20 protein-coding genes are annotated in these 24,732 nt (G+C 37.4%); 12 read left to right on the plus strand and 8 right to left on the minus strand.

Annotation, left to right across the window (positions count from 1 at the left end; translation table 11 throughout):
* The first annotated feature begins 46 nt into the window (after window positions 1-46).
* Window positions 47-463 (plus strand): OsmC family protein, encoded by a 417-nt coding sequence (locus tag LZF87_RS09150; RefSeq protein ID WP_244338625.1) that lies wholly within the window; start codon window positions 47-49, stop codon window positions 461-463.
* Between the two features lie 261 nt (window positions 464-724).
* On the plus strand, window positions 725-1,933 hold the full coding sequence (gene hmpA, locus LZF87_RS09155; protein WP_244338626.1) for an NO-inducible flavohemoprotein: 1,209 nt from the start codon (window positions 725-727) through the stop codon (window positions 1,931-1,933).
* Between the two features lie 133 nt (window positions 1,934-2,066).
* On the opposite strand, the gene LZF87_RS09160 is transcribed toward hmpA, so the two are convergent.
* Window positions 2,067-2,834 carry an oxygenase MpaB family protein gene (locus LZF87_RS09160; protein WP_244338627.1) on the minus strand — a complete coding sequence of 256 codons (768 nt, stop codon included), beginning with the start codon at window positions 2,832-2,834 and terminating at the stop codon, window positions 2,067-2,069.
* 174 nt (window positions 2,835-3,008) lie between these two features.
* Here LZF87_RS09160 and LZF87_RS09165 point away from each other — a divergent pair, with 174 nt between their 5' ends.
* The 4 genes from LZF87_RS09165 (at window position 3,009) to LZF87_RS09180 (ending at window position 5,063) form a co-directional block, all read left to right on the plus strand.
* Complete coding sequence (locus LZF87_RS09165) at window positions 3,009-3,302, plus strand: hypothetical protein (RefSeq protein ID WP_244338628.1); 294 nt, start codon at window positions 3,009-3,011, stop codon at window positions 3,300-3,302.
* A gap of 74 nt (window positions 3,303-3,376) precedes the next feature.
* A complete protein-coding gene (locus tag LZF87_RS09170; RefSeq protein WP_244338629.1) occupies window positions 3,377-3,757 on the plus strand; it encodes a hypothetical protein in 381 nt (126 codons plus the stop codon).
* Window positions 3,758-3,813: 56 nt separating this feature from the next.
* Window positions 3,814-4,212 (plus strand): DUF2809 domain-containing protein, encoded by a 399-nt coding sequence (locus LZF87_RS09175; RefSeq protein ID WP_244338630.1) that lies wholly within the window; start codon window positions 3,814-3,816, stop codon window positions 4,210-4,212.
* Window positions 4,213-4,505: 293 nt separating this feature from the next.
* Window positions 4,506-5,063, plus strand: a complete 558-nt coding sequence (locus tag LZF87_RS09180) for a DUF6642 family protein (RefSeq protein WP_244338631.1) — start codon at window positions 4,506-4,508, stop codon at window positions 5,061-5,063.
* A gap of 202 nt (window positions 5,064-5,265) precedes the next feature.
* Here the strand turns inward: LZF87_RS09180 and LZF87_RS09185 are convergent, their stop codons facing one another.
* A complete protein-coding gene (locus LZF87_RS09185; RefSeq protein ID WP_244338632.1) occupies window positions 5,266-5,559 on the minus strand; it encodes a GIY-YIG nuclease family protein in 294 nt (97 codons plus the stop codon).
* Between the two features lie 127 nt (window positions 5,560-5,686).
* Between LZF87_RS09185 and LZF87_RS14765 the strand changes: the two genes are divergently transcribed.
* Together LZF87_RS14765 and LZF87_RS09195 are read left to right on the plus strand one after the other, a co-directional pair.
* Window positions 5,687-5,989, plus strand: a complete 303-nt coding sequence (locus LZF87_RS14765; RefSeq protein WP_319800005.1) for a hypothetical protein — start codon at window positions 5,687-5,689, stop codon at window positions 5,987-5,989.
* Between the two features lie 303 nt (window positions 5,990-6,292).
* Window positions 6,293-7,042: a hypothetical protein gene (locus tag LZF87_RS09195; protein WP_244338634.1), complete on the plus strand. Its 750-nt coding sequence runs from the start codon at window positions 6,293-6,295 to the stop codon at window positions 7,040-7,042.
* 376 nt (window positions 7,043-7,418) lie between these two features.
* Here LZF87_RS09195 and LZF87_RS09200 read toward each other — a convergent pair whose 3' ends face one another.
* Together LZF87_RS09200 and LZF87_RS09205 are read right to left on the minus strand one after the other, a co-directional pair.
* Window positions 7,419-10,559, minus strand: coding sequence for a DUF3427 domain-containing protein (locus LZF87_RS09200; protein WP_244338635.1), 3,141 nt, complete (start codon window positions 10,557-10,559; stop codon window positions 7,419-7,421).
* On the minus strand, window positions 10,556-10,945 hold the full coding sequence (locus tag LZF87_RS09205) for a (deoxy)nucleoside triphosphate pyrophosphohydrolase (protein ID WP_244338636.1): 390 nt from the start codon (window positions 10,943-10,945) through the stop codon (window positions 10,556-10,558). Before LZF87_RS09205 ends, LZF87_RS09200 begins: the two co-directional genes overlap by 4 nt.
* 592 nt (window positions 10,946-11,537) lie before the next feature.
* On the opposite strand from LZF87_RS09205, the gene LZF87_RS09210 reads away from it, so the two are divergent.
* Entirely contained in the window at window positions 11,538-12,176 is a 639-nt protein-coding gene (locus LZF87_RS09210; protein ID WP_244338637.1) for a viroplasmin family protein, read from the plus strand.
* Window positions 12,177-12,183: 7 nt separating this feature from the next.
* Window positions 12,184-14,334, plus strand: coding sequence for an ATP-dependent helicase (locus LZF87_RS09215; protein WP_244338638.1), 2,151 nt, complete (start codon window positions 12,184-12,186; stop codon window positions 14,332-14,334).
* A 689-nt stretch (window positions 14,335-15,023) separates the two neighbouring features.
* Here LZF87_RS09215 and LZF87_RS09220 read toward each other — a convergent pair.
* Window positions 15,024-18,080, minus strand: coding sequence for a DNA polymerase III subunit alpha (locus tag LZF87_RS09220; RefSeq protein ID WP_244338639.1), 3,057 nt, complete (start codon window positions 18,078-18,080; stop codon window positions 15,024-15,026).
* Between the two features lie 4 nt (window positions 18,081-18,084).
* Window positions 18,085-19,266: a DNA polymerase IV gene (gene dinB / locus LZF87_RS09225; protein WP_244338640.1), complete on the minus strand. Its 1,182-nt coding sequence runs from the start codon at window positions 19,264-19,266 to the stop codon at window positions 18,085-18,087.
* An 88-nt stretch (window positions 19,267-19,354) separates the two neighbouring features.
* On the opposite strand from dinB, the gene LZF87_RS09230 reads away from it, so the two are divergent.
* Window positions 19,355-20,116 carry an XRE family transcriptional regulator gene (locus LZF87_RS09230; protein WP_244338641.1) on the plus strand — a complete coding sequence of 254 codons (762 nt, stop codon included), beginning with the start codon at window positions 19,355-19,357 and terminating at the stop codon, window positions 20,114-20,116.
* A gap of 124 nt (window positions 20,117-20,240) precedes the next feature.
* On the opposite strand, the gene LZF87_RS09235 is transcribed toward LZF87_RS09230, so the two are convergent.
* Both LZF87_RS09235 and mnmE read right to left on the minus strand, forming a co-directional pair.
* Complete coding sequence (locus LZF87_RS09235; RefSeq protein WP_244338642.1) at window positions 20,241-21,764, minus strand: T9SS type A sorting domain-containing protein; 1,524 nt, start codon at window positions 21,762-21,764, stop codon at window positions 20,241-20,243.
* A gap of 377 nt (window positions 21,765-22,141) precedes the next feature.
* A complete protein-coding gene (gene mnmE, locus LZF87_RS09240) occupies window positions 22,142-23,575 on the minus strand; it encodes a tRNA uridine-5-carboxymethylaminomethyl(34) synthesis GTPase MnmE (RefSeq protein WP_244338643.1) in 1,434 nt (477 codons plus the stop codon).
* 222 nt (window positions 23,576-23,797) lie between these two features.
* Here mnmE and LZF87_RS09245 point away from each other — a divergent pair, with 222 nt between their 5' ends.
* Entirely contained in the window at window positions 23,798-24,634 is an 837-nt protein-coding gene (locus tag LZF87_RS09245) for a universal stress protein (protein WP_244338644.1), read from the plus strand.
* The last annotated feature ends 98 nt before the right edge of the window (window positions 24,635-24,732 follow it).

Below are 24,732 nucleotides of genomic sequence, written 5' to 3' on the forward strand. Positions count from 1 at the left end.
ATTTTAGGGAATAATATATAAAAGTTTAACCAAACAATACACGATTATGAAATTCAACAGGAGAGCAAGTGCCAACTGGAAAGGAAGCGGCATGGAAGGAAAAGGAACCGTAACCACGCAGAGTAGCGTATTAAACAATACCCAATATTCTTTTAAGTCCCGATTTGAGGAAGGGGTTGGGACTAATCCCGAAGAACTTGTTGCGGCGGCACATTGCGGCTGTTTTGCTATGAAACTGAGTTTTTTGCTTACGGATGCGGGTTTTGTACCGGATGATTTGCAAGTAGAAGCTAAAGTTACTTTTGAAGACGGTGCCATTACAGAAAGTCATTTGGATTTAAAAGCCAAAGTGCCAGGCATAAGTGATGAGGCCTTCCAGAAAATTGCTGCAGAAGCCAAAGAAACCTGTCCGATTTCTAAATCAATTAAAGCTGCAATTAGCCTGAGTGCTGCATTGGTGTAATATAGAATTTGTACTCTTATTGTGAGCAAGTACTACCAAACCATCTCATTTTATCCGGACTTCCTTTTGAGGAGGTTCGGAGGATGTGATCTTGAAGAGTCAATAATAAATTGCAGGCCTAGATACCTGTAGTCTTCAAAGGAACAATTACTTTGACAGTATGATTAATGCAATACCGCTTATTTTTCGTTTTATGATTTAAGTCATAAATGTAGAGTTTTGTGGCAGATACTTTTGTGGACCATTAAAAAAACAAAAAGAATGACCACAGAACAAAAAGAACTTATTAAAGCCACAATCCCAATTTTACAGACCGGCGGAGAAGTATTGACCGCTCACTTTTATAACCGAATGTTTACGCATAATCCTGAGTTGAAGAATGTTTTCAATATGGGAAATCAAGCCAATGGAAGGCAAAAATCGGCTTTGGCGAATGCGGTACTGGCTTATGCTGAGAATATTGACAACCCGGGTGTGTTAATAGGGGCGTTGAAAAGCATGGGGACCAAACACCGAAGCTTAAATATACAACCGGAACAATACCAAATTGTCGGAAACCATCTTATCCATTCGATTGCCGAAGTGGTAGGAGAGGGTGCTACTCCTGAAATACTTGATGCATGGACTGCAGCTTACAATGAACTGGCTGAAATCATGATTTCCATTGAAAAAGAAATGTATGCCGAAAACGACGCGAAACCTGGAGCATGGAATGGCTGGCGCAAATTCGTAATCAGAAATATCGTTACAGAATCAGAAGAGGTAAAATCGTTTTACTTATATCCGGAAGACGGGCAGCAGATCGCCGACTACAAAGCTGGTCAGTTTGTGAGTGTACAGGTTTATGTGCCGGAACTGGATTTATTGCAGCCAAGACAATACAGTTTGTCAAGTGCGTTTCATCCGGAATATTACCGCATTTCTGTGAAGAAAGAATCATGTATGGAAGGTAATCCATCCGGAATGGTTTCACAGACGCTTCATGCTAAAAATGAAGGTGATACAGTAATGCTTTCAGCACCAGCAGGTTTATTCCATTTACAGCAAGATGCTAAGAAACCGTTGGTATTGATAAGTGGCGGTATCGGGCTTACGCCTATGCTGAGCATGTTGGAGACCAATAAAGCCAATCGCGGTCAGAACAAGAATGTATGGATTCACGGTTGCCGAAATCATTCGGTGCATGCATTTAAAACCCAGGTGGAGCAGCTCAAAAATGAAATACCATTGGAAACCTATACGTTTTATGATTCGGTAGCAAATTATGATAATGGCAGTAACCAAGTTATTGCAGGCCAGGTCGATCTGGAAAAATGCAAAGAAGCCATTTTATTGGATGAAGCCAATTATTATATCTGTGGCCCGGAACTGTTTATTAAAACTCAGTATAAGGCGCTGATTAACCTCAATGTAAATAAGGAAAATATCTTTTATGAGGAGTTTGGCCCGAATGTCATTAATCTGAATTAAAATTTCAACACGTTAGATATGGCAGTCAAAGATTAACTGCTAAAAAAAGAAACCGCTTCAATTACTGAAGCGGTTTTTTTGCTTTTTGCTTGGTTGGAACTGTGACTTAATTGGGAATTGGGACCTGAATCTGTCAAATTGCTGCAGCTACATCCAACCCATTAATCTGTTCCTTATAATCAGGAGGAAGTAAAATATTCTTGAACAACCAGTCCAGTTTCATTAGTTTACTGATTTTATATAACGGAACTACCGGGGTCAGAAAAGAAAATTCACTGAAATCCAATAACTTTTTAGCCCTGTCAGGAACAACAAGCTTTTGAGCTTCCAGCAGTACTTTAAAGCGCATGGCACCAAGATGTTTTTTATATTGTTTGAAAAGATCTTCGGTATAGGTGCTCTTTTGAAGGTTTTCTTTCAGATGGGACTCCCTCACAGGTAGCCATTCAAGATAAGTAGTAGGGAGTTCTTTCAATCCCATTCTTAGGCCTACACGGTAAAAAACATTGTAAACCTCCTCTTTTTCCTCATCACTCAGTTTTTCTTCAAGCAACTCGTGTGCTGCAATCGAATAATGAATCAGCATAAACAATACATCGCGGTACGCCCAGTCGGGTATTGAAGTTCCACGGCTTTGTTCCACGGCGGTATGTATGTGTCGCATGGAATCAATGGCTTTATTAGCTTGCTCCATAGATGAAAAAACAATCCTTCTGGCATAGCTAACGGTGGAGAACAGTCTGCCTAATGGGTCGGAAGGAAGTTTGCCGGTATAGTACAGCCAGTCCACAGCTTTGTTGAGGGCAAATTCAGCAGACGCTCCGGCAAAAATAAAGAGAATGGTGTCACTCTTTCCCCATATTTTTCTAACAATCGAGTTATGTTTTACAAAGTAGTTCATTGGATCCGTTTCTTTTTGTAAAGCTACAAATAATTATTTTATCAAAAGTACTTTGTGTTTCAAAGTTTGCTACATTTGTAAATAGAAATCAGAAAGAGGGACGGCTGTTTAAGAATAGGAAAAGCCACTTTCATATGGTATACAAAAGAATCATTAATCAAAAAATCAATAGTTATGTTTAACAAATCAAACATAGGGAATGTAATCGGTTGGCTATTTGGCCTGCTTGCATTCGCAATTGGAGTAGTGAATACCTTTTGGGGTAATGATCCTGGATTTGGGATTTTTATACTTCTTCTTTCGTTGCTTTATTTTCCTCCTTTAAATAAGTCTGTTAAGAAGAAAACGGGTTTGGCTGTTCCGAGCTGGTTAAAGATTGTCATAGGGGTCTTTATTCTTTGGGCGGCGCTGGGAGTAGGGGAATTGTTTGATAAAATACATCTTATGATAACGGATCTGAATTTATAAACGCTTGCTTGAATTTATAACCTAAACCATATTATCAAGTATACATTCTTCAAATCATCAACAATACTTTTATTATGCGAATACAGCTTTTAGCCCTATGCTTTATTTTGAGTTGCCTGTCATGTAAAAACTCAGATGATGGAAACCTTCAGGAAGAAAATCAATCATCGGAAAAGACGATAACTTTCGATAAAACAAAATGGAATACTAAGGACGGTCAGGATTATCCGTACAGGGATAAAATGCTTACCGATTTACGTGCGAATGATAAACTGAAGAAACTGAATAAATCGCAAGTCCTGGCTTTACTTGGTCAGCCCAATCGGGAAGATAAGAATTACCTGTTTTATACTATCGCACAGGAACGTCTCGGTTTTTTTCCATTGCACACTAAAACATTGGTGCTTAGACTTTCGGATAAGAGTATGGTTGAAGCTGTTTTGATACACGAATAAAGCAGAGAAATGATTCCGAATGCTGCTCTTGAATATTTCCAACTAAAATCAATTATATGTTGCTATTTAATAAAAACTACTTTGCCTTGACAGTCTTGATTTTCTGTGTTGAGGTTTTGATTGCTCTATTTGTACATGACAATTTTGTACGTCCTTATCTTGGGGATGTTCTGGTTGTTATTTTAATTTATTGTTTTTTGAAATCGTTCATAAAGCTTCCTGTTTTGACGGCCTCGGTAGCTGTACTGCTTTTTGCGTTCGGTATAGAATTTCTTCAATTTTTGGATATAGTCGAAAAACTGCATTTAGAATCATCAAAAGTGGCCAGAACGGTAATAGGAACTTCATTCTCCTGGATTGATTTATTGACCTATGTTGCAGGAATCTCTATTGTAATTGCTGCAGAAAAGTATTGGTTTAATAAAGATATTAAAACACTGTCGGAAAACGTGTGATTGGTTAGGTTATGCTAAATCAAAATCATTATAAACCGAAAATGTATCAGTAAAAAGGTGATAGGGCTGGACGCGATGAGGTTTAGGGAGATAAATCAACATCATATTTTCATTTGGGCAGACATTGTGGTAACTTTGTTATAAGCAGTTATAAAGGGATAAGGGATAAGGGATAAGGAAGGGATAAGAGATAAGAGAAAAGGGATAAGAGAAAAGGGAAAAGGGAAAAGAGAGAAGGGAATAGAGTAGAGGATAGAGAAGGAGAGGTTTTAGTACAACTGTTTATGATTATTATGTCTGATAAGAAGTATATATACTGTCTTGAATCGGTCCAGGATGCAGAAGTATCCGGAAAGAGCCCTATTGTCCCATCGCTGGAAGCGTTAGCGATGCAGTACGGTATTACTAATGTATACAAAGCCTGCGACTGCATAGAGGGGTTTGAAGAGAGTATCAGTACCTTGTTGTATGAAGACCGTCATTTTAAGGATTATGCTCTTATTTATCTAGTGTTTGAGGGGAGAAGTAATGAACTCAAAATAGACAATTACTACTATAGCTTCGAGGAAATTGCCGAGTTTTTTGAAGGCAAACTGAAAGGCAAGATCATCCACTTTGCCAATACCCTGCAACTGGACCTGGAAGAGGAAACCTTTCAGTACTTCTTAGATGTTACCGGAGCCAAAGCGGTTTCCGGTTATGTAAATTCGGTTCCTATTTTAAGTACGATGCTGGACAATCTGTATTTTTCGCTTAGTCAGGAGTATGACGACGTGGTGGAGTTGACTGAGGCTTTGTTTGAGAAGCAGTATACATTGTGTGCCGGTATGGGGTTTAGGGTTTATTATTAAGGGGCCCTTCGACAGGCTCAGGGACCGAGCTGGCATTAAATTGGCTATCTCTTTTAGTCCCTTCTGGTGGCTGAGGCTCTCGAAGCCACACGTGCTTTAGGCTGTAAAAAGATGTGTCTTCGAGGACTTCAGGCACCGTACTAATATTAAAGCAGCTATCTCTTTTACAGCGTTCCGGTGGCTGAGGTTCTCGAAGCCACACTTATTTATTTAAATCTTTATATGAAATGGCTAATGTGGACAGAAGTTCTAAATTGCCTTGCATTAGTGCTTCTTTCTTTTTTCTGCTCCAACCCTGTATTTGTTTTTCTCTGTAAAAGGCTTGGTCAATTCTATGGTATTCTTCATAGTAGCGAAGTTTTACGGGGAGTCGTTTCTTTGTGTGATTTGCGCCTTCTCCTCGTTGGTGTTGTTCGAGCCTTCTTTCTAAATCGGTTGTGCTTCCTGTATAGTAGCTTCCGTCTGCGCATTCTAAGATGTATAAGTATCCTTTCATTTTTTTTTGTTTTTTTGATGTGCCTTCGAGAACCTCAGGCACCGACCTTCGACCCTTCGACAGACTCAGGGAATTAATTCAGGCACCGTGCTGGCGTTAAATTGGCTTTCTCTTTTACTACGTTCCGGTGGCTGATGAGGTTTCTGAGCCTGTCGAAGGGTCGAAGCCACGTCTTTTCACTGAATTATTTCATCAGGAGGGTGTCTGGGTCGAGGCCCATGTATTCGCAGAATTCGTGGATGGTGACCATCTGGTGTTTTTGTTTGTTGTTTTGTTCTTTGATCCTGGCGTAGATGTTGCGGGACTGGCGCTCGCTTTTTCCGGTGATTTGCTGGATGTCTTTGGGGTAGATACACATTCTTTTCATGGCTGTTTTTTTGTGGTTGTTTTACTGTTTTTGATGCTCATTTTATTACTCGGCTTTACATGACTTTTGTATGGCTTATATATGGCTTTGGTATGGCTTTGGTATGGCTTTGGTATGGCTTTGGTATGGCTTAAGTATGGAGTAAATATGGTTTAAATATTTATGATTTTTCTTTCAAATTTGAAATACAAATATTATGCCATATTTGTAAGAAAATATATTGTTTTGGAGATTATGGTCTAAAAGTGGCGGTTTTGGTGTTTTTCGGCAAAAGGCGGCAATTTCGGCAATGGCATGGTTTTTTGGCCCGGGCTTTGTTTTGACTTTGGCATGAAACAATTACTAACTTTTTTAAATTTTTAGATTATGGCAAAGTCCAAAGGAATTATCAAGATTGAGGGAACAGTAGAAGATTTAACATTCTATAAACAAGATGGGGTGTATTATGTGCGCAAAAAAGGAGGTATCGATAAAAGCCGTATCGCTAAGGATGCGAACTTTATCCGTACGAGAGAGAACAATTCGGAATTTGGGGGTAGTGGCAGAAGCGGTAAACTGCTGCGCACGGCTTTGGGTACGATGGTGTTTAAGGCTAAAGACAGCCGTTTGGCCAGCCGCTTGTTACAAACGATGTCCCGAGTTAAGGGTTTCGATACGGTATCGGCAAGAGGAAAACGCAATGTGGCGGAAGGGATTGCTACTCCGGAAGGAAAACAAGCCTTAAAAGGGTTTGATTTTAATAATCGTGCGGAACTTAGCAGTGTGTTGTTTGCCGCTTATGATCTGGACACCGCAACGGGCGTGATTTCTTTAAATAATGTACTTCCTGCCGAGCAGGTTTTGTTTCCACAAGGGGCCACTCATGTGAGTTTTCAAGGGGCGGTTTTGGCATTGGATTTCGGTACGGAGAAATGGGAAGTGGCGTACTCGAATATTGTGAACCGTCCGCTCAACCTGACTCCGACTACCATTACTTTAACGCCCAGCAGCGTACCTACGGGAACGGGACAGCAGTTTTTCGTACTATTCTTATCATTTTATCAGGAGGTGAACGGAGTGCAGTATTCTATGAAGAATGAGGAGTATAATGTGCTGAATATTTTGGAGGTGATTTAGAGGTTGCTTCGCTCTGTTCGCAATGATGGAACCCTGTGCTTTTTATAGCATGGGGTTTCTTTTTTTGCAGATGTAGCTTCTAGAGCCTCAACCATCGTGACGACATTAATTTTAATTTATCTGCCACAAAATCTAGGAGAAATAAATGTGACTTTTACCCTATGACAGGCTCAGTGTAGTATCAGGTACCACGTTGGCATTAAAATAGCTTTTCTTACAGATAAGGTTCTCATCGTTTCGGTGGCTGAGCCTCCTTTAGATTTACTGACAGATATTCATTATCGTTGAATATTCCGTTCTATTTTTTTATACCAACTATTCCTGATTAGGTTTTATTTTGTGTTTTTCTGTTTCCCAATCTTTTTCCATAAAAAAATTATCCTATAGCCATTTTAGCTGAGTCTTTCCAAAGATAATTTGGCAACGGTTCTTTTAGTTCCCATTTTACATTCATAGGTTTTGATCCCTCTGTCTCTTTAAAAATTCCTTCGCCTATAAAAACATAACCTAATGTGTTTCCATTTTCATCATTTGCCTTTTCTCTAACAAAAAGTAATATCTTTTTATTATCCACAACATGATTTATATAAGACAATCCTTTTCCTTTATCAGGTCTGTAAGCATTATGGGACTGCCAATGAAATAATGTTTCACTTATAGCGTAATCATCATACATAGTTGTTGGAGAAAAATTTTCTTCCGATTTGATTAAATTAATAAAGAGTATTTCTGTATTTAAATTTATATTTTCAGCATTACCCTCCCTACTAGATGATTTTTTTTCAAAAGTACTTAACCTGAATGCAGCTAATATTTGATCTCTTGTGTAGCGAGCATGTAGTTTTAATGGTTGATTATATGGTAATTGAATATCAACTTCTTTAAAATCAACTTTATCAATTAATAGCTCTAAAACTTCTATAATTTCCTTAACTAGGACTTTGTTTTTTCCTATTTCATTTATACTTTTTTCTAATGAATCAAATCCTCCTGCATTTTGCCAAACGTCGTAGTGCAACATTAATAACATCATTTTTTCATTTTCATTAAATTCATTGATATTAATGTTGAAACCTTGATTGGCTATGTCTAAAATAAAATTGAAATAGCTAGTAGAATTAGTTGACAACCATTTATTTCTAATAGCGGAATAAATTTGTTTTTCATTAATGTCTTCAAAATTTTCAATGACTCCGGCTCTTTGACGCAACCTTGACCAACTATCTTTTTTATAAATTGTTTCAATAGGAATATGATTAAATTCAATGAAATTATTTAATGTTAGGGGTAAAGTAGTTTGATGCTGATAGTTTCTGATTTTATTTAAGAGCTGATTTACATTTAAAGAAGTGGCTTTTCTAATGTTTTCAAGGATTGTCTCTTTTGTTTTTTTCTCTAAAACAATTGAACAGCCTAAAGGTAAGTGTGGAAAATCATTTTCAATTTCTTTTTGAACTGAAGTAGTTGTTTTACCAATTATGGCTCTAAACTTGCTTTCGAAATCATATTCAGGCCTAGCATTCCCAACAAAATCAAGTACTGTTAAACATTCTTTTCCATCAGCCAAACGTAGACCACGACCTAATTGCTGTAAAAAAACAGTTAAACTTTCTGTTGGTCTTAGAAACAAAACGGTATCTATTTCGGGAATATCAACACCTTCATTAAAAATATCTACAACAAATAAATAATTTATTTCTTTGTTCTTTAATTGCCATCTTAATTGTTCTCTTTCAGTAGAATTTTTACCGGTCAAATAGGCTGCTTTGAGGCCCGCAAGACTAAATTTTTCCGCCATAAAAATTGCATGCTCGATGCTAACACAAAATCCAAGTGCGCAAACGTTATTTAAATCTATTGTATACTTTTGGAGATTTTTAATTATCTGACCAACTCGTGAATCATTATTGGTATAAAGATTAGTTAATTCACTAGCAACATATCTACCTTTTTCCCATTTAACTTTTGTTAAATCAACACTATCGGTAATTCCAAAATATTGAAAAGGGCAAAGTAACTTTTTGTTCAATGCTTCAGGAAGTCTAATTTCTGCAGCAACACGATTACAAAAATCATCTAAAATATTTTCACCATCCATACGTTCTGGTGTGGCAGTAAGTCCTAAAAGAACTTTGGGGTTAAAATAATTTAAAATAGGCCTGTATGATGTTGCAGAAATATGATGTGCTTCATCAAGTATTATGAAATCATAGTACTCAGGTGAAAGTTTTACACTATTTAATTTATTATTCAATGTTTGAACGGATGCAAATACATACTCGTTATTTGAAGGTTCTAAGCCATCAACCCATAAATCTCCAAAATTATTATCTTGTAAAATTCCTTGAAAGGTAGCTCTTGCTTGTTGCAAAATTTCTTTGCGGTGAGCAATAAACAATAACTTAAAAGAAGTATTATTTCTTTTAAAGTTTTTATAATCAAACGCAGAAATTACAGTTTTTCCGGTACCGGTTGCAGCAACAACTAGATTTTTATTTCTCCCGTGGATCGATCGTTCCACTTCTAATTTTTCAAGAATTTCATTTTGATATGTAAACGGTTTAATATCAAAAAAAGAAACATTTAATTGAAAATCTTTAGAGAATTTCCCTTCATTTAATGCTTTTGCAAGTTTCTCAACATGATTTTTAGGATCAAACAATTCGAAATCTGTGTTTTGCCAATATGATTCAAAAGTTTTACGAAATTTATCGATAATATGACCGACTTCTTTTGTCGTAATTTTTAGGTTCCACTCTAAACCATCGGTCAATGCTGAACGCGAAAAATTAGATGACCCAATATAACCAGTATGAAATCCGCTATTTCTTTCGAACAAATATGCTTTAGCATGTAATCTCTCATTGCCTGTGTTATAAGAAACTTTAACTTCACTATTAGGTAAAGAAGCTAAAAATTCAACAGCTTTGGAGTCAGTTGCTCCAACATATGTGGTTGTTATAACTCGTAGTTTTCCTCCTCGATTGGTAAATTCTTTCAATTCTTGTTCTAAAATTCTAATGCCTTTCCATTTGATAAAAGACACCAACAAATCCACTCTATCTGAAGAAAGAATTTCTTTTCTTAATTCACTTTCGAGCGTTGTTCCCGAATTACCACCTGTGAATAGTTCGCTATGAGTTAATCTTGTATATGGAGTTATTTCTTTAAGACGTAAATCTAAATCAGTGAAATGAGAGTCAATTTTCGTAAAGACAGCTTTAAGGATTTTACCTTCCGTGATGATTAAATCATTATCAAACTCTTCTTTGTTTATTTCATCTCTTAAGAACAGAATAATTTTATTAGCAACATCTATTTGCCTCTCTAAAACATCATCTGCTTTAATAAGGTTAAAGGCATGTTTAATAGTACTGCCGATATGTTGTGATAACAATTGAGCAGCTTCGGCTTTATCTATTGTAGTTGTTTTAATTTGGAAAACACTTTTGTCTAATTCTTCAATTTTCTTATTCACTAGTTTTGTAACTAGTTCTTCATAAATGCCTTGATTCATAACTGTCCAATCTTTAAGAGTTCGTCAACAATTGGTAAATCTGCTTCGGCCCAATCTAAATTTAACAACTCTGATTTTGATAATAATTTATAATCGGAATGCTCATATAATTGGATTTCACCGGTCGTATAATGCGCTAGAAATGGTATCAAATTGATTTTGAAGTCTCCATAATCGTAAATGCTATTAGAAATCTTCTTAATAATGTCAATTTCAATATTAATCTCTTCTTTTATTTCTCGTTTTATACAATCTATTTCACTTTCTCCTTGTTCTAATTTTCCTCCAGGAAATTCCCATTTTAAAGGCAACTTCATTTTATCACTTCTTTGAACAGCCAATATTTTATCGTCGAAAAAAATTATTGCACAGGTAACATTAATCATACAAAATTGCTTTAGGAATAAGATTAAAAACAAAAATAGCGATTCAGAAAGGGGGCACTAATTTTCACTTTTGAAGTTTTCAACAATTTACGATTATCTTTTGTCTTTTTATCAAAACAATCTGATTAAACATATTTCCTAATCGCTACGCATTCTCTGATATAAAACAAATAAAAAGAATTCCTTATTATTAAATTGTAAAAAAAAACATGGCATGTTGAAAACTTTGTTATAAAGCTAAGTCTTGTGTTGATGTAATTTAAACTTTTTGTTAAATTAGTGATGATGTGTGCGTGTATTTTAATTTTTGATTAAAAAGGAATAATGCTGTATATATGAATTAGTTAGCCGCAAGTTTGGCAAAAACATTAAAAATCTAATAAAAAAGAAGAATTTGTGTCAAGAAAATACCAATTACAATTAGAAAACTATTTGGTCAAGACATTCCAGAAATGCCAAGGATGACTGTCTAGATAGTAAATTAGCTCTAAAGGGCTGAACGAATTCAATTCTAAATTTCAATTCTTGAACATTAGATTAGTTTTTTCAAGGCTAAGTAATGTTAGGAAATAAGTTTGTAAAAGAAAATTAAATGGCAAAGAAAACTAAATTTTATGTAGTCTGGAAAGGAAGAAAAACAGGTGTTTTTACTTCTTGGGATGACTGTAAAGAACAAACCAATGGGTTTGATGGTGCGGTTTTTAAATCGTTTGAAACTAAAGAACTGGCGGAAAAGGCTTTTCACAGTTCAAGTTACGACTATATCGGTAAAGATAAAAAGGTAGTCAGTCAATTATCAGAAGAGGAACTACTGTTAATTGGCAGTCCTATTGAGGAAAGTATCGCGGTAGATGGTGCCTGGGATAACAATACAGGTTTAGTGGAGTATCAAGGTGTGAACTATAAAACAAAAGAGGTATTGTTTCACGTAGGGCCCTTAGAGGACGGCACCATCAATATGGTAGAGTTTCTAGCTATTGTCCATGCTTTGGCGTTGTCCAAACAAGAAGAATGGACGTTGCCCATTTATTCCGATAGTAAAATTGCAATAGGTTGGGTTAGCGATAAACAAGTCCGCACTAATCATGAGCCGAGTGAAAAGAATAAAAAATTATTTGAAATGTTGGATAGAGCCGAAAAATGGCTGGCAAATAATACCTATGAAAATAATATTTTAAAATGGGAAACCAAAGCCTGGGGGGAAAATCCTGCTGACTTCGGAAGAAAATAAAAAAAGTATGCCAGAACAAAACACTGCTATTTTAGAAGGATTAAACGAGAAACAAACAGAAGCTGTCGTTAGTGATGCGAAGCGATTATTGGTTTTGGCTGGAGCAGGCTCGGGGAAGACCAAAACGTTATTGCAAAAAATTATCTATTTAATAGAAGAAAAGAAAGTGCATCCTTCCAGCATTTTAGCCATTACGTTTACTAAAAATGCCACTAACGAAATGATGGATCGTCTGATTGTTTCGGCAGACAGTACAGGTATGTATGAACGTATTATTTTCAGTAAGGTATTAACCAAAAAAGAAAAAGATATTGAACGCATAAACTGGCAGCGAAAGTATAAATGGATAGAAGGTTTAACGGTACGAACTTTTCACAGCTTTTGCTACAGTGTTTTGCGTTCTGATGGTGTTAAGGAATTTGACAATAAGTTTAAGATTATTGGCGATGAAAAAGCCAGCGATTTAGAAGATGTTTCCAATAGAATTGCTGATGAAACGGTTTTTGAAGTTTTTCACAAATTGTTTATTGAAAAATGTGAAAACAATGATTTTCTTTTAAAAACCAAGCGCTATATTTTGGATTATCTGGTGGATAAAATTCACATTGCAAAAGAATTTGAAACCCCTAAAGTAACCAACGGAAAATATTATACTTCTCTAAATGGAACCAAAGTAAAATCTAAATCAGAGCAATATATTGCAGACTGGTTGTATCGGCACAGCATTCCTTTTGAATACGAACCTTTGCTGAATGTAAAAGACTTTGATTTTCATCCTGATTTTTATATTCAGGATGCCAATTTATACTTAGAGCATGTAAGTGATAAAAGCTATCCAATGGAGGCTAAAGAAAAGCAGTTTGCCAAAGGAAATATTTTATATGCCAAAACTTTTGAAAATCATACACAAGATTCAGCATTATTTAATCATACTTTAGACCAGATCGTTAAAAGTCGATTGCCCATTAATTTTCATCAGGATAAACAGTTAAGTTACTTGGAAGAGTTTAACGGCTATTATGAAGAAGTAAAAGATTTTGTTCGCCAAATCATTCGAATCTGCGACATGATTAAGGTTGAAAATATTGCTATTGAAGATGTTATTAAAAGAGCCGCCAACGACAAACACGAACGAATCAGAGTGTTTTATGAATTAGCGATTCCGATTATTAACGATTATATCAATTATAGTACTAATAAATCCTATTTAGACTTTAATGATTTGATTACTAAAACAGCTTCTTTGTTTACGAATTATGAAGATGTGAGACAACGCTATCAAGATAAGTTTCAATACATATTAGTAGATGAGTTCCAGGATGTGAATAATCTTCAAGTTGAACTTATAAAATTACTTATAAAGCCTGACACCCAATTGTTTTGCGTGGGAGATGATTGGCAAAGTATTTACGGTTTTAGAGGGTCAAATGTAGAATACATTATCAATTTTGAAAAATATTTTTCAAATGCGCAAGTAATCAAACTCAATCAAAATTACCGAAGTGAAAAAAACATTGTTGATGCCAGTAACGAAGTAATCAAATATAATAAGCACAAAATTGATAAAGATATTGCCGCAGTTAAAGATACGCAGCAAAAAATCATCATCCAAAAAGGAAATAATTTAGACGATAATGTTAGATTTTGTATTGAAAAAATACAAGAATTGCTTGAAGATGGCTATGCAAAAGACGACATTTTGTTTTTATACAGAAGAAACAATATGTTTTCAAACTACAGAGATGAGTTTAAGCAACATAAGTTTTTTGTTAATGCAAAAACAATTCATGCTTCAAAAGGATTAGAAGCTAAAGTAGTTTTTATTATAGGTTTAACAGAAGGTAAAGGAGGATTTCCAGATGTGTGGTTAGAAGACAGGTTGTTTCAAATCATCAAAACAGCCGACTATAATTTGCTTTTAGAGGAAGAAAGAAGATTGTTTTATGTGGCTATTACAAGAGCAAAGGATAAATTATATCTGGTTACTGAAAAAGGAAATGAATCTAGTTTTTTAAATGAAATTCCGGAAGTATACACATCAAGAAGCAAGCAATTGGAGAAAATTAATCATAGACAAAATGAGTGTGAAAATTGTCATGCGCCCGTAAAAGAGGATTGGGTCGCATGTCCAAAATGCGGTTCTATTGTGAAGTTGTAGTTGTGATAACTGTAATCTAGCCGTAAAAAAAAGGATGGCCTAATTAAGAAAAGATAATCCTAAAATACAAGTAAATAATGGCGATGGATTTTACGCTAACAATACAAAAGGGAGGATTCAAGGCTTTTGAAAAAACAGGAATATATCCTGAGTTTTTATTGTTCTATTCGGTACAACTTGGCACAATATGGAGGGTAAAATTGAGGAATGAAAAACAAAATGGTTTTTTGAAACTAAAAGGGCAGATTGCTTTTTATTATTTTTTTGATAATGGTTCCTGTAAAATACAAAGTGTGACTAATGGAGTTGTAACTTCTGAATGTGATATTTTAAAGATTTCAATAGAGATGAGGGATTAGGTGTGATGCTATCGAAGTGGCTGACTTTGGCGCAGGCACCGGGCTTCGACCGTTCTAAAAGTTAATGAGCCGGGGCTTCGAGAGCCTCAGCCACCGGAGCGAAGAGAGCTTCATGCATTGGGAAGAAGAGAGCATCAGATGCCAGTTGTAATGGTTTCTGGAAAGTGAGGCTTCGAGAGCCTCAGCCACCAGAACGAAGAGAGCCTCAGCCACCGAAACGAAGAGAGCCTCAGCCACTGGAACGAAGAGAGCCTCAGTCACCGGAGCGAAGACAGACTTAGTCACTGGAACGAAGAGAGTCTCAGCCACCTAGCAGATGATATATATAATTTACGAGTTCATCTTTCTCCTTGGCAGGTTAATTTCATGTTCCTGCGGATAGGGAGCACGATGTGTCATGCTGACATCTTCACGGATTTGCTGATGTACTTTATACTGCCTGTCGTTTGCATTCGAATATCGGGGATCGGCGACAAAGGGCATTTTAGCCATTTTGGTAATGGTTATCGTAGGAAAATGAAAATCGACTTCGACATTTCCGAGCAGCAGATAACATCCGCCACCCTGAAAAGGGTATTGTTCCAGACTGTTTGTAAAATGGGCAGTGTCAAAATATTCTCCGTCATTATCGATCCAGGTACCAAAATACATGGTGCCCATTTTGGTAGGAACATGTTTTCTTGAAATCAGATACCCCAGCATTTTTACGCTTTTTTTATGGTAGTGCAATAAATCTTTGGCCAATACGCTTCCACGATATTTTGTCTGTAATAAATCGAATGGCGTAAAGGAAACCGGAAAGCCCAGCAGTTCGATTTCATCAAAAGCATCTTCAAACGGTGAGCGTTCGAGTGCCGGCAATTCATATTCTTTTATGGGTTCCTGAAGGAGCATGAGATTTCTGTTTTCAGGTTTGAAGTTTACCAAAAGCAGTCTTGCAATCACCAGCAACTCGTTTTTCGATTTTCCGGTAAAGCGGAAAGCCCCGATAAAAATTAAAATCTGAATGCTTTCGATACCAATGGGAATTCGGGTGATAAAGTCTTCCAATGATCTGAATTCACCATTATTCTTACGCTCTTTAATCAGAAACTGTGCTATTTTGGTTTCAAAGCTATCCAGATGCATGAATCCTAAATATACATCTGTGCCATATACCGTAGTTTCGAATTCGCTTTTGTTTACGCATGGATTCTGTATTGTCGCCCCAGACATTTTGGCTTCATGCACATATACTTCGGTACGGTAAAAACCGCCTTGGTTATTGATGACAGCCACCATGAATTCGATGGGATAATGTACTTTCAGATAAAGACTCTGGTAACTTTCCACAGCATAGGAAGCAGAGTGCGCCTTGCAGAATGAATAACCGGCAAAGGATTCAATCTGTCTGTAGATTTCCTCGCTCAATTTCAATGGATGTCCTTTTTGGGCACAACAGGCAAAGTAATTATCTTTTACTTTTTGCAATGCCGATTTTGAACGTCCTTTACCGCTCATGGCCCGGCGGAGAATATCGCCATCGGCAGCCGGAAGTCCGGCATAATGCAGGGCGATTTTAATTACGTCTTCCTGATACACCATAATGCCATAGGTTTCTCCGAGCTGTTCTTTAAAAACATCATGGAAATATTCGAAACGGTCGGGATGGTTATGCCTGAAGATATATTCCTTCATCATACCGGATTGTGCCACGCCGGGACGTATAATGGATGAAGCGGCGACGAGGGTTTTATAGTTATCGCATTTCAGACGGCGTAATAATCCCCGCATGGCAGGACTTTCAATATAAAAACATCCGATTGTTTTTCCCCGGCTCAGGAATTCGTTAGCCGTTGCTTCATTTTTTGATAAAGAAGTATCGCGGATATCTACTCTGATATTCCGGTTTTTTTCAATCACTTTTACGCTTTCATCGATATGGCCAATGCCACGCTGGCTAAGGATGTCGAATTTTTCAAAACCGATATCCTCTGCAATGTGCATGTCAAATAAAACAATTGGAAAACCTTTCGGAGGCATTTCCAAGGGGGTGTAATTGGTTATGGGCTCTTCGGAAATCAATATCCCGCAGGAATGCATACTGCGTTGATTGGGATATTTTTCGAGCAGCATTCCGTATTCCTGAACAAGTTTTACCACAGAATTAGTATCATGAAGCGCCATGGGATTTTTGGCCAATACGTCTAGTTCTTCTTTCGGTAAACCAAAAACTTTCCCCACTTCCCTGAATATGGAACGGTACTTAAATTCTACATTCGTTCCGCAAAAAGCAACGTAATCGGCTCCATATTTATTAAAGATGTATGCGAGAATAGTATCACGCTCTTTCCATGACCAGTCAATATCAAAATCGGGAGGGCTCTTGCGGTTTTCATTCAGGAAGCGTTCAAAATATAAATCCAGTTCGATGGGACAGATATCCGTTATGCCAAGGCAATAGCTCACGATACTGTTCGCGCCGCTGCCACGACCGATATGGAGGAACCCCTGACTATTGCTGTATTGGATGATATCCCAGGTTATCAGGAAATAACCGCTGAACTCCAATTGATCAATTACTTTTAATTCCTTTTCAACTCTTGCCAAGGCTTGCAGATTATCTTGACCGTATCTTTTTGATAATCCTTCAAGAGCGAGTTTGGTCAGCAGTTTTATATCGCTTTCCCGGCTTTCGGTATAGAATTTTTTGTTTCTGGGTTTTTTGAATTCGAATTCAAAATTGCATTGTTCGATTAGTTTTCCAGTGTTTTCTATGATTTGCGGGTATTCTGAAAATTTCGCAAGCAATTGTTCCAAAGGAATCATTACATCTGAAGTTTTGCAATAATCGTCATCCGAAAGTTTGGATAAGATTGCGTTGGTATCTATGGCTCGTACTATCTTATGCAAATTGAATTCTTTTTTTGTTCGGAAGGTAACAGGCTGAAGTATCACCATTTTATGCAGCCAGGCTTTCCAATGCGGGAGAAATAATTTTGAAAGCTGTTCTGGACGGATGCCTATATATTCGTTTTCTTTCAATTCAGTAGGCGTATCTTCGAAAGGATAAATGAAATACACATCATTATACTCCGGAGCTAAAACCGGTAGGGGAGTGTTGTCAAAATTGTGTTTGGTAAGAAAGCGGTTCATTTGGGCCAGTCCGTTTGCATTTTTAGCCAAGCCGATGTAACGTAATTTGTGACTGCAACGAAACTCCATTCCAATAAGCGGTTTGATATTGACTTCATTGCATAGTTTTATAAAATCATAAATGCCGGTTACCGTATTAATGTCTGTTAAAGCCATTGCCTGTACATTGTTGGCAACAGACTGCTGGACCAATTCGGAAACAGGAATAGTTCCGTAGCGCAGGGAATGAAAGGAATGACAATTCAGGTACATCGCGTTATAATTTACGTTTTAAGATTTCTGCCTTATTGTTGGGTTTGAAAGTTGCGCCGGCGCAGCGCATTACAGCATCATAACCGAACCGGTTCTTTATGTTATCCATAGCCTGATACAGTGAGAGCATTTCCTCGGTATCCTCAAACATGTTTATCTGATACGTTCCCCTTACCAGTCCGCTGAAACGGATTCCGATTAACCGAAGCCGCATGCGACGCTGGTAGGCTTTATCGAATAGATCGGTAACCGTTTTTGTCAGGATATGATCGGCCGAAGTATATTGTACTCGGCACTGTTTGGTTTCGGTATCGAAATTGGCGTATCGGATTTTGACCGTCACCGTTGATGTTAACCATTGTTCTGACCGCAGTTGAAAAGCAAGTTTTTCGACCATGCCGGAAAGCACCGCTTTGAGTTTGTGAACATCGATGGTGTCGTGTACAAAAGTATGTTCGGTTGAAATAGATTTCCGTTCCGTATATGGTTCAACAGGATTATTATCGATACCATTGGCTTTTTTCCATAACTCAATGCCGTTTTTACCGATCATGCGCTGTAATACCTCCACAGGCATTTCGGAAAGCGTCTGAATCGTTCGAATTCCGATACGGGACAGTAACTGGAACGTCACATCGCCCACCATAGGGATTTTTTGGATGGACAGCGGATTTAAGAATTGTTTGACCCTATTTTCAGGAATTTCGAGATTTCCTTTTTGCTTGGCTTCTCCGGTTCCAATTTTAGAAACCGTTTTGTTGACTGATAGCGCAAAGCTTATTGGTAAACCTGTTTCCCTGGTAACTGACTGGGCCAGTTCATCCGTCCATTTGTAGCAGCCGAAAAACTTGTCCAAGCCGGTAATGTCGAGGTAAAACTCATCGATGCTTGCCTTTTCTACAATAGGAGCTTTTTCTTTGATGACTTCGGTTACTTCGTGCGATAATCGGGAATACAATTCCATGTCGCCTTTCATTACTTTGGCCTGAGGGCATAATCGTAAGGCCATTTTGACAGGCATAGCTGAACGCACTCCAAAGACACGGGCTTCATACGAACAGGAAGCCACAACACCTCTGTCTCCGCCTCCTATAATCAGTGGAACTCCGATTAATTGGGAGTTTGTTTTTCTTTCGCACGATACGAAAAATGTATCTAAATCCATGTGTACAATTGCCCTTGCCATAATCTTTCTCTATTTGTATCATACAAAATTAGTACAGGTTGTAACAAAATTTAGTATATTTGATGTTACAAATTGTAACAAAATAACCATGTCTTTATTTTCGGACAACATCAGGTATCTTAGAGCAGAAAAGAAGATTTCTCAGGAAAAGCTTGCCGAATCACTGGGTATAACCCGGGGCAGGTACGTTAAATATGAAGACGGGACTTCGGAAGCTCCTTATGAAATATTAAAAAGCATATCTTATTTTTATCATATCAGTATTGATCTGCTACTTTCTGTGGATGTGAGGAAAGTGCCTATGGATGAACTGCTGAAACTGGAAGATAACAGGCTCCTTTTGCCAATTACAGTGGATAAATACGGCGAAAGTTTTATTGAAGTCGTTCCGCATAAAGCAAAAGCTGGTTACCTTACCGGATATGCAGACCCTGAGTTTATAGAAAGCCTGCAACATATTTCCCTGCCTTTTTTAGGTTCGGGAAAATTCAGGGGTTTTCCTGTAGAAGGCGATTCCATGCCGCCCCATGAAGACGGAAGCATAATCGTAGGACGTTATGTTGAGAATTTAGGTGGGGTAGTGGATGGTAAGACCTATATTTTTATTACTAAAGATGAAGGTATAGTCTATAAACGATTGAATAAGAACAAAAGAAACGTGTTGGTGGTTGAATCGGATAACAGCTTTTACCCGCCCTATGAAGTCAAGGCTTCGGACATTCTTGAAATTTGGGAATATAAATGTAATATAGGTCTAAGCGACAGAAAACAGGAGGTCTCAGAAACGGAAAGTGTAAAAGATATGTTCCTGGAATTGAAAAGGGAAATTAATGAATTGAAGAATAGGTGAAAAAGGGCTTCGACCCTTCGACCCTTCGACAGGCTCAGGATCCATGCAGTCATTAAATTGGAGTTCCGGTGGCTGAGCCTGTCGAAGCCACGTCTTTTTTATTGAATTATTTCATTGATGAAGATTATCTGACTATCAATTTTTGAGTTTTATAATGTCTGCCTATCTTTATTTGAATTAAATATATCCCACTTGTTAAATGACTGGTATTCATGTCGATGGATTTTTTGCCAAAATCCAAATCACCATCAAATAAACTTTTTATGAATCTTCCATTTAAATCAAAAAGATGGATGGAAACATTTTCCGGTTGTGAAAGGGACAAGGAGATCGTTGCTAAATTTGAAATTGGGTTGTGATAAATTATAAATGAATTTTCTTGTTGGAAGTCATTAGTTGCTAATTGTTCGGATGTTAATTTAACGATCCAATAATCATAATCGCCATGATATTCTGTTATATCTCCATTTGTAGAATTGCTCATTCCTGCGATAATATAGCCCCCATCAGAAATTTTTTGGATAGCAAAGGCCCTGTCATCACCTGAACCACCCAGTGTTTTTTGCCACAGTATTCCTCCTGATGCGTCAAATTTTACAATCCAATAATCATAACCACCATGATTTTCCGTCACATCTCCGTCAGTAGAAGAAGTGACACCTGCAACAATATAACCACCATCAACAGTTTGTTGTATGTCATAGGGGATATCAGCGCCTGTACCTCCAGCAATTTCATACCATTGAGGAATGCCGTTTGCATTTAATTTATGGATGTAGATATTGCCATAACTATTCCCTACAAGGATAAACCCACCATCAGAGGTTTGTCGAATGCAATAAATACTATCAGCATTGTCTCCTCCCAAGGTTCTCTGCCATTGCATAATTCCGTTTGCATTCAATTTTACAATCCAGCCATCGTAATTTACGACATTTGAAGTAATATCACCATCAGTAGAATTGGTTTCCCCGGCAACAATGTATCCGCCATCTGTAGTTTGCTGTATACTCCATGCATAGTCTTGCCCGTTGCCGCCAAATGTTTTCTGCCACAGAATAGTTCCTGCAGCATCCAGCTTTACTACCCAAAAATTAGTACCCGCATAAACTGATGCGACATCACCATTTGCAGAGCCGCTATAACCGGCAAATATATATCCTCCATCTGAGGTTTGTTGGATGCTTAGTACTGATTCCCAACCGGTACCCCCAAACGTTTTTTTCCACACAATGGTTCCTGAGCTATTTAATTTTATAACCCAACAATCATAACCTCCCTGATTGCTTGTAATATCTCCATCTGATGAATTGGTTGAGCCTGCGAGAATATAGCCGCCATCCAAGGTTTGTTGTATGCTGTTAATGTTGTCCAAACCGGAACCTCCCAATGTTCTTTTCCATTGAATCGTTCCGGTGCTGTTTATTTTTGCAATCCAACAATCATAATCTCCATGAAATCCTGTAATGTCACCATCATTAGAACCTGTCAGTCCGGAAATAAGATAACCACCGTCTGAGGCTTGACAAATGCTCTTTCCGTAATCATCTGCTGAGCCGCCATAGTTTTTTTGCCATTGTATGGCGGGTTGGGAATAACTAAGAAAAGAAAGTAATAATCCGATTAAAAAAGTAAAATATGTTTTCATACTATTTAATTTTTTAAGAACTGTGAAGGTCGGTCTCTACAGTATCTTCACTTAAAAATAAATTTTATGAAATGGGGCCTCAGAGTTTTTAGCAGACTTCTTCTGAAAGATGTTTTTTAAAGTTTTTGTTAATCGAAAATAGAAAAATACGACTGTTTAAAAATCATTCTAACCAAGTTAGATTTAGAATAGCAAAATTGTAAACCAAAATTGGTTTAATATACTGTTTTATTTGTTAAAATTAATAATAAATAATTGAATTACAAGTGATTGTGTGTTGATTCTGTCAAGAATGTGCTAACAGAATATGAAGTGAGGTCACATAGGAATATTGCCTGTTTTTGAAGGAATCAAACCTGCCAACTAACGAACTGGGTTTACTTTCCGATACAGAAATTAGCAAAAATATTCCCCAACAATTCATCGTTAGTAACCTGTCCTGTAATTTCACCGAAATAGAACAACGCCTGACGGATGTCGATTGCCATTAAATCGGCGGAAATACCGCTTTGTAAGCCCCATTGTACCTTTTGGATTTCTTCCAAGGCTTTCAGTAACGAATCGTAATGCCTTGTGTTGGTTACGATCGTTTCGTTGTTGCGAAGCGCTCCAGTGTTTACAAAAGAAAGTAACTGGTTTTTCAGGTCGTCGATGCCTTCTTTGTTTTTGGCAGATATGAAGATAGTTGAAAGTGTACGGTTGATTGTTGATAGTTCCTCTTGATAAGTACTTAACCTGTTGTTGATTTGGGTCAAAGTATCCTGAGGAATTAAGTCTTTTTTGTTAACAATAACGATTAACGATTTTAGCGGGTATTGGTTTTGGATTTTACCTATTTCATTAATAAAAGTGTCTAATTGACTGTCAGCCGCAAACTGTGAACCGTCAACTAAATACAAAACCACCTGAGCTAATTCGATCTTCTCAAATGTTTTTTTGATACCGATGCTTTCCACATGATCCTGTGTTTCACGGATACCGGCTGTATCGATGAATCTAAACCCAATACCGTCAATAACTAACTCATCTTCGATAGTGTCGCGGGTTGTTCCGGCGATGTCGGATACGATGGCACGTTCTTCATTCAGCAACGCATTCAGCAGGGTAGATTTTCCAACATTCGGTTCACCTACAATTGCTACGGGGATTCCGTTTTTGATTACGTTACCCACAGCAAATGAATCAATCAAACGCTTAAGAACAAATTCAATTCGGTTTAACAGGTCATGAAACTGTGTACGGTCAGCAAATTCAACATCTTCTTCGGCAAAGTCCAACTCCAACTCGATAAGGGAAGCGAAGTTTAAAAGTTCTTCTCGCAGTTTCGCAATTTCATTACTGAATCCGCCACGCATCTGCTGTATGGCAATTTGGTGGGATGCTTCATTATCCGAAGCAATCAAATCGGCTACAGCTTCGGCTTGCGATAAGTCCATTTTCCCGTTCAAAAACGAACGGAGCGTGAATTCACCCGGTTGTGCCATTCGGCATCCTTTACGAAGCAATAGCTGGATAATCTGCTGTTGGATATAGGTTGAGCCGTGACAAGAGATTTCAACGGTATTTTCTCCGGTATACGAATTCGTTCCTCTGAAAAGTGATAACAATACCTGGTCGATTACTTTACTATCGTCGACAATATGCCCTAAATGCAGCGTATGGGTTTTTTGAAGGGTAATGTCCTTCCCGGAAACCGACTGGAATACCAGCGAAGCAATAGCAATAGCATCTTTCCCTGAAAGACGGATAACAGCAATCGCACCGGCTCCGGAAGGTGTTGCTAAGGCTACAATAGTATCGTTTGGAATCATTTTTTTTGAGTTACTTGGTTTACCGGTTGCAAAGTTACAAAATTTCAAAGTTTCAAATTCCAGATTCCAAATACCATATTCTGTAACTCATAACTTATGATTCATAGCTCATAACTTCCTCACGGTTAAATAATTGAAAAACTCATATTAATCAGATTTTATTTGCTTTTCTTTTAGTAACTTTATGTAACAATTTGAAAACCAACACGAAAACCGACAGTTATGAAAAAGATACTTTTCCCTACCGATTTTTCCGAAACAGCAAACAATGCGTTTGTTTATGCTTTGGATATGGCAAAATCTATCGATGCGGAAGTCATTGTACTCCATGTTTATGATTTGCCTACGGTGTCATTCGGGGAAGTTCCGGTGACATTGGTTGAGATTTACGATTCTATTGAATTGGACAACTTTGAAAATTTTAAGGATCAAATTCCGATTTTACGCGAAATAGCAGATAAACACCAGCTTGGGAATGTTAAGATGAGTCACGTGTTGCGCCACGGTGATTTGGTGCGCATCATGAAAGAAATGTGTCATGACGAAAAAATAGACATGATTGTGATGGGTACTAATGGTGCTTCCGGCATGCAAGAAGTGTTTTTGGGTTCCAATACTGGAAATGCGATTGTGAATGTACCTGTAACACTTTTGAGTGTGCCTAATAAAGCCAAATTCAAATTATTGCAAAATATAGGATTCACTACAACATTCAACGATCAAGATAGTGAAGTATTGCATCGAGTAGTGGCTATTGCTAAGAAATTCCACGCCAAAGTGAAATGTGTAACCGTCAGAACACACGGATTTAATGTAACCGAAGAAGGTATGGAATTTTGGAAAGCGCCATTTAAAAACGAACCGGTGGAGTTCTTTTTGATCCCACACGATGATGTGAAGGAAACCATTCTTGACTTTATCGAGCATCAACACATTGATATGCTGGCGATGGTTACACATAAACGCAACTTCTTCCAGGAATTGTTTACCCACAGCCTGACACAAAAACTTTCTTACCACATCGAAACACCTATTTTAGCGTTTCATGAGAGTAAATAAGTGGTAGTTAAAGAATATACAACAATAAAAAACCGCAATTCCTCATAACTGGATTGCGGTTTTTTGGTATAAAAGGGTTAGTTATAGACTTTTTTAGT

This window comes from Flavobacterium enshiense, from assembly GCF_022836875.1.
GTDB lineage: Bacteria > Bacteroidota > Bacteroidia > Flavobacteriales > Flavobacteriaceae > Flavobacterium > Flavobacterium enshiense_A.

What these genes read in the sequence shown, in the direction of transcription:
- LZF87_RS09245 (WP_244338644.1), top strand. Translation starts at nt 23,798, where the DNA reads ATGAAAAAGATACTTTTCCCTACCGATTTTTCCGAAACAGCAAACAAT.
- LZF87_RS09205 (WP_244338636.1), bottom strand. Translation starts at nt 10,945, where the DNA reads ATGATTAATGTTACCTGTGCAATAATTTTTTTCGACGATAAAATATTG.
- LZF87_RS09230 (WP_244338641.1), top strand. Translation starts at nt 19,355, where the DNA reads ATGTCTTTATTTTCGGACAACATCAGGTATCTTAGAGCAGAAAAGAAG.
- LZF87_RS09150 (WP_244338625.1), top strand. Translation starts at nt 47, where the DNA reads ATGAAATTCAACAGGAGAGCAAGTGCCAACTGGAAAGGAAGCGGCATG.
- dinB (WP_244338640.1), bottom strand. Translation starts at nt 19,266, where the DNA reads ATGGCAAGGGCAATTGTACACATGGATTTAGATACATTTTTCGTATCG.
- LZF87_RS09170 (WP_244338629.1), top strand. Translation starts at nt 3,377, where the DNA reads ATGCGAATACAGCTTTTAGCCCTATGCTTTATTTTGAGTTGCCTGTCA.
- hmpA (WP_244338626.1), top strand. Translation starts at nt 725, where the DNA reads ATGACCACAGAACAAAAAGAACTTATTAAAGCCACAATCCCAATTTTA.
- LZF87_RS09180 (WP_244338631.1), top strand. Translation starts at nt 4,506, where the DNA reads ATGTCTGATAAGAAGTATATATACTGTCTTGAATCGGTCCAGGATGCA.
- LZF87_RS09165 (WP_244338628.1), top strand. Translation starts at nt 3,009, where the DNA reads ATGTTTAACAAATCAAACATAGGGAATGTAATCGGTTGGCTATTTGGC.
- LZF87_RS09200 (WP_244338635.1), bottom strand. Translation starts at nt 10,559, where the DNA reads ATGAATCAAGGCATTTATGAAGAACTAGTTACAAAACTAGTGAATAAG.
- LZF87_RS09160 (WP_244338627.1), bottom strand. Translation starts at nt 2,834, where the DNA reads ATGAACTACTTTGTAAAACATAACTCGATTGTTAGAAAAATATGGGGA.
- LZF87_RS09220 (WP_244338639.1), bottom strand. Translation starts at nt 18,080, where the DNA reads ATGTACCTGAATTGTCATTCCTTTCATTCCCTGCGCTACGGAACTATT.
- LZF87_RS09215 (WP_244338638.1), top strand. Translation starts at nt 12,184, where the DNA reads ATGCCAGAACAAAACACTGCTATTTTAGAAGGATTAAACGAGAAACAA.
- LZF87_RS09185 (WP_244338632.1), bottom strand. Translation starts at nt 5,559, where the DNA reads ATGAAAGGATACTTATACATCTTAGAATGCGCAGACGGAAGCTACTAT.
- LZF87_RS09195 (WP_244338634.1), top strand. Translation starts at nt 6,293, where the DNA reads ATGGCAAAGTCCAAAGGAATTATCAAGATTGAGGGAACAGTAGAAGAT.
- LZF87_RS09210 (WP_244338637.1), top strand. Translation starts at nt 11,538, where the DNA reads ATGGCAAAGAAAACTAAATTTTATGTAGTCTGGAAAGGAAGAAAAACA.
- mnmE (WP_244338643.1), bottom strand. Translation starts at nt 23,575, where the DNA reads ATGATTCCAAACGATACTATTGTAGCCTTAGCAACACCTTCCGGAGCC.
- LZF87_RS09235 (WP_244338642.1), bottom strand. Translation starts at nt 21,764, where the DNA reads ATGAAAACATATTTTACTTTTTTAATCGGATTATTACTTTCTTTTCTT.
- LZF87_RS09175 (WP_244338630.1), top strand. Translation starts at nt 3,814, where the DNA reads ATGTTGCTATTTAATAAAAACTACTTTGCCTTGACAGTCTTGATTTTC.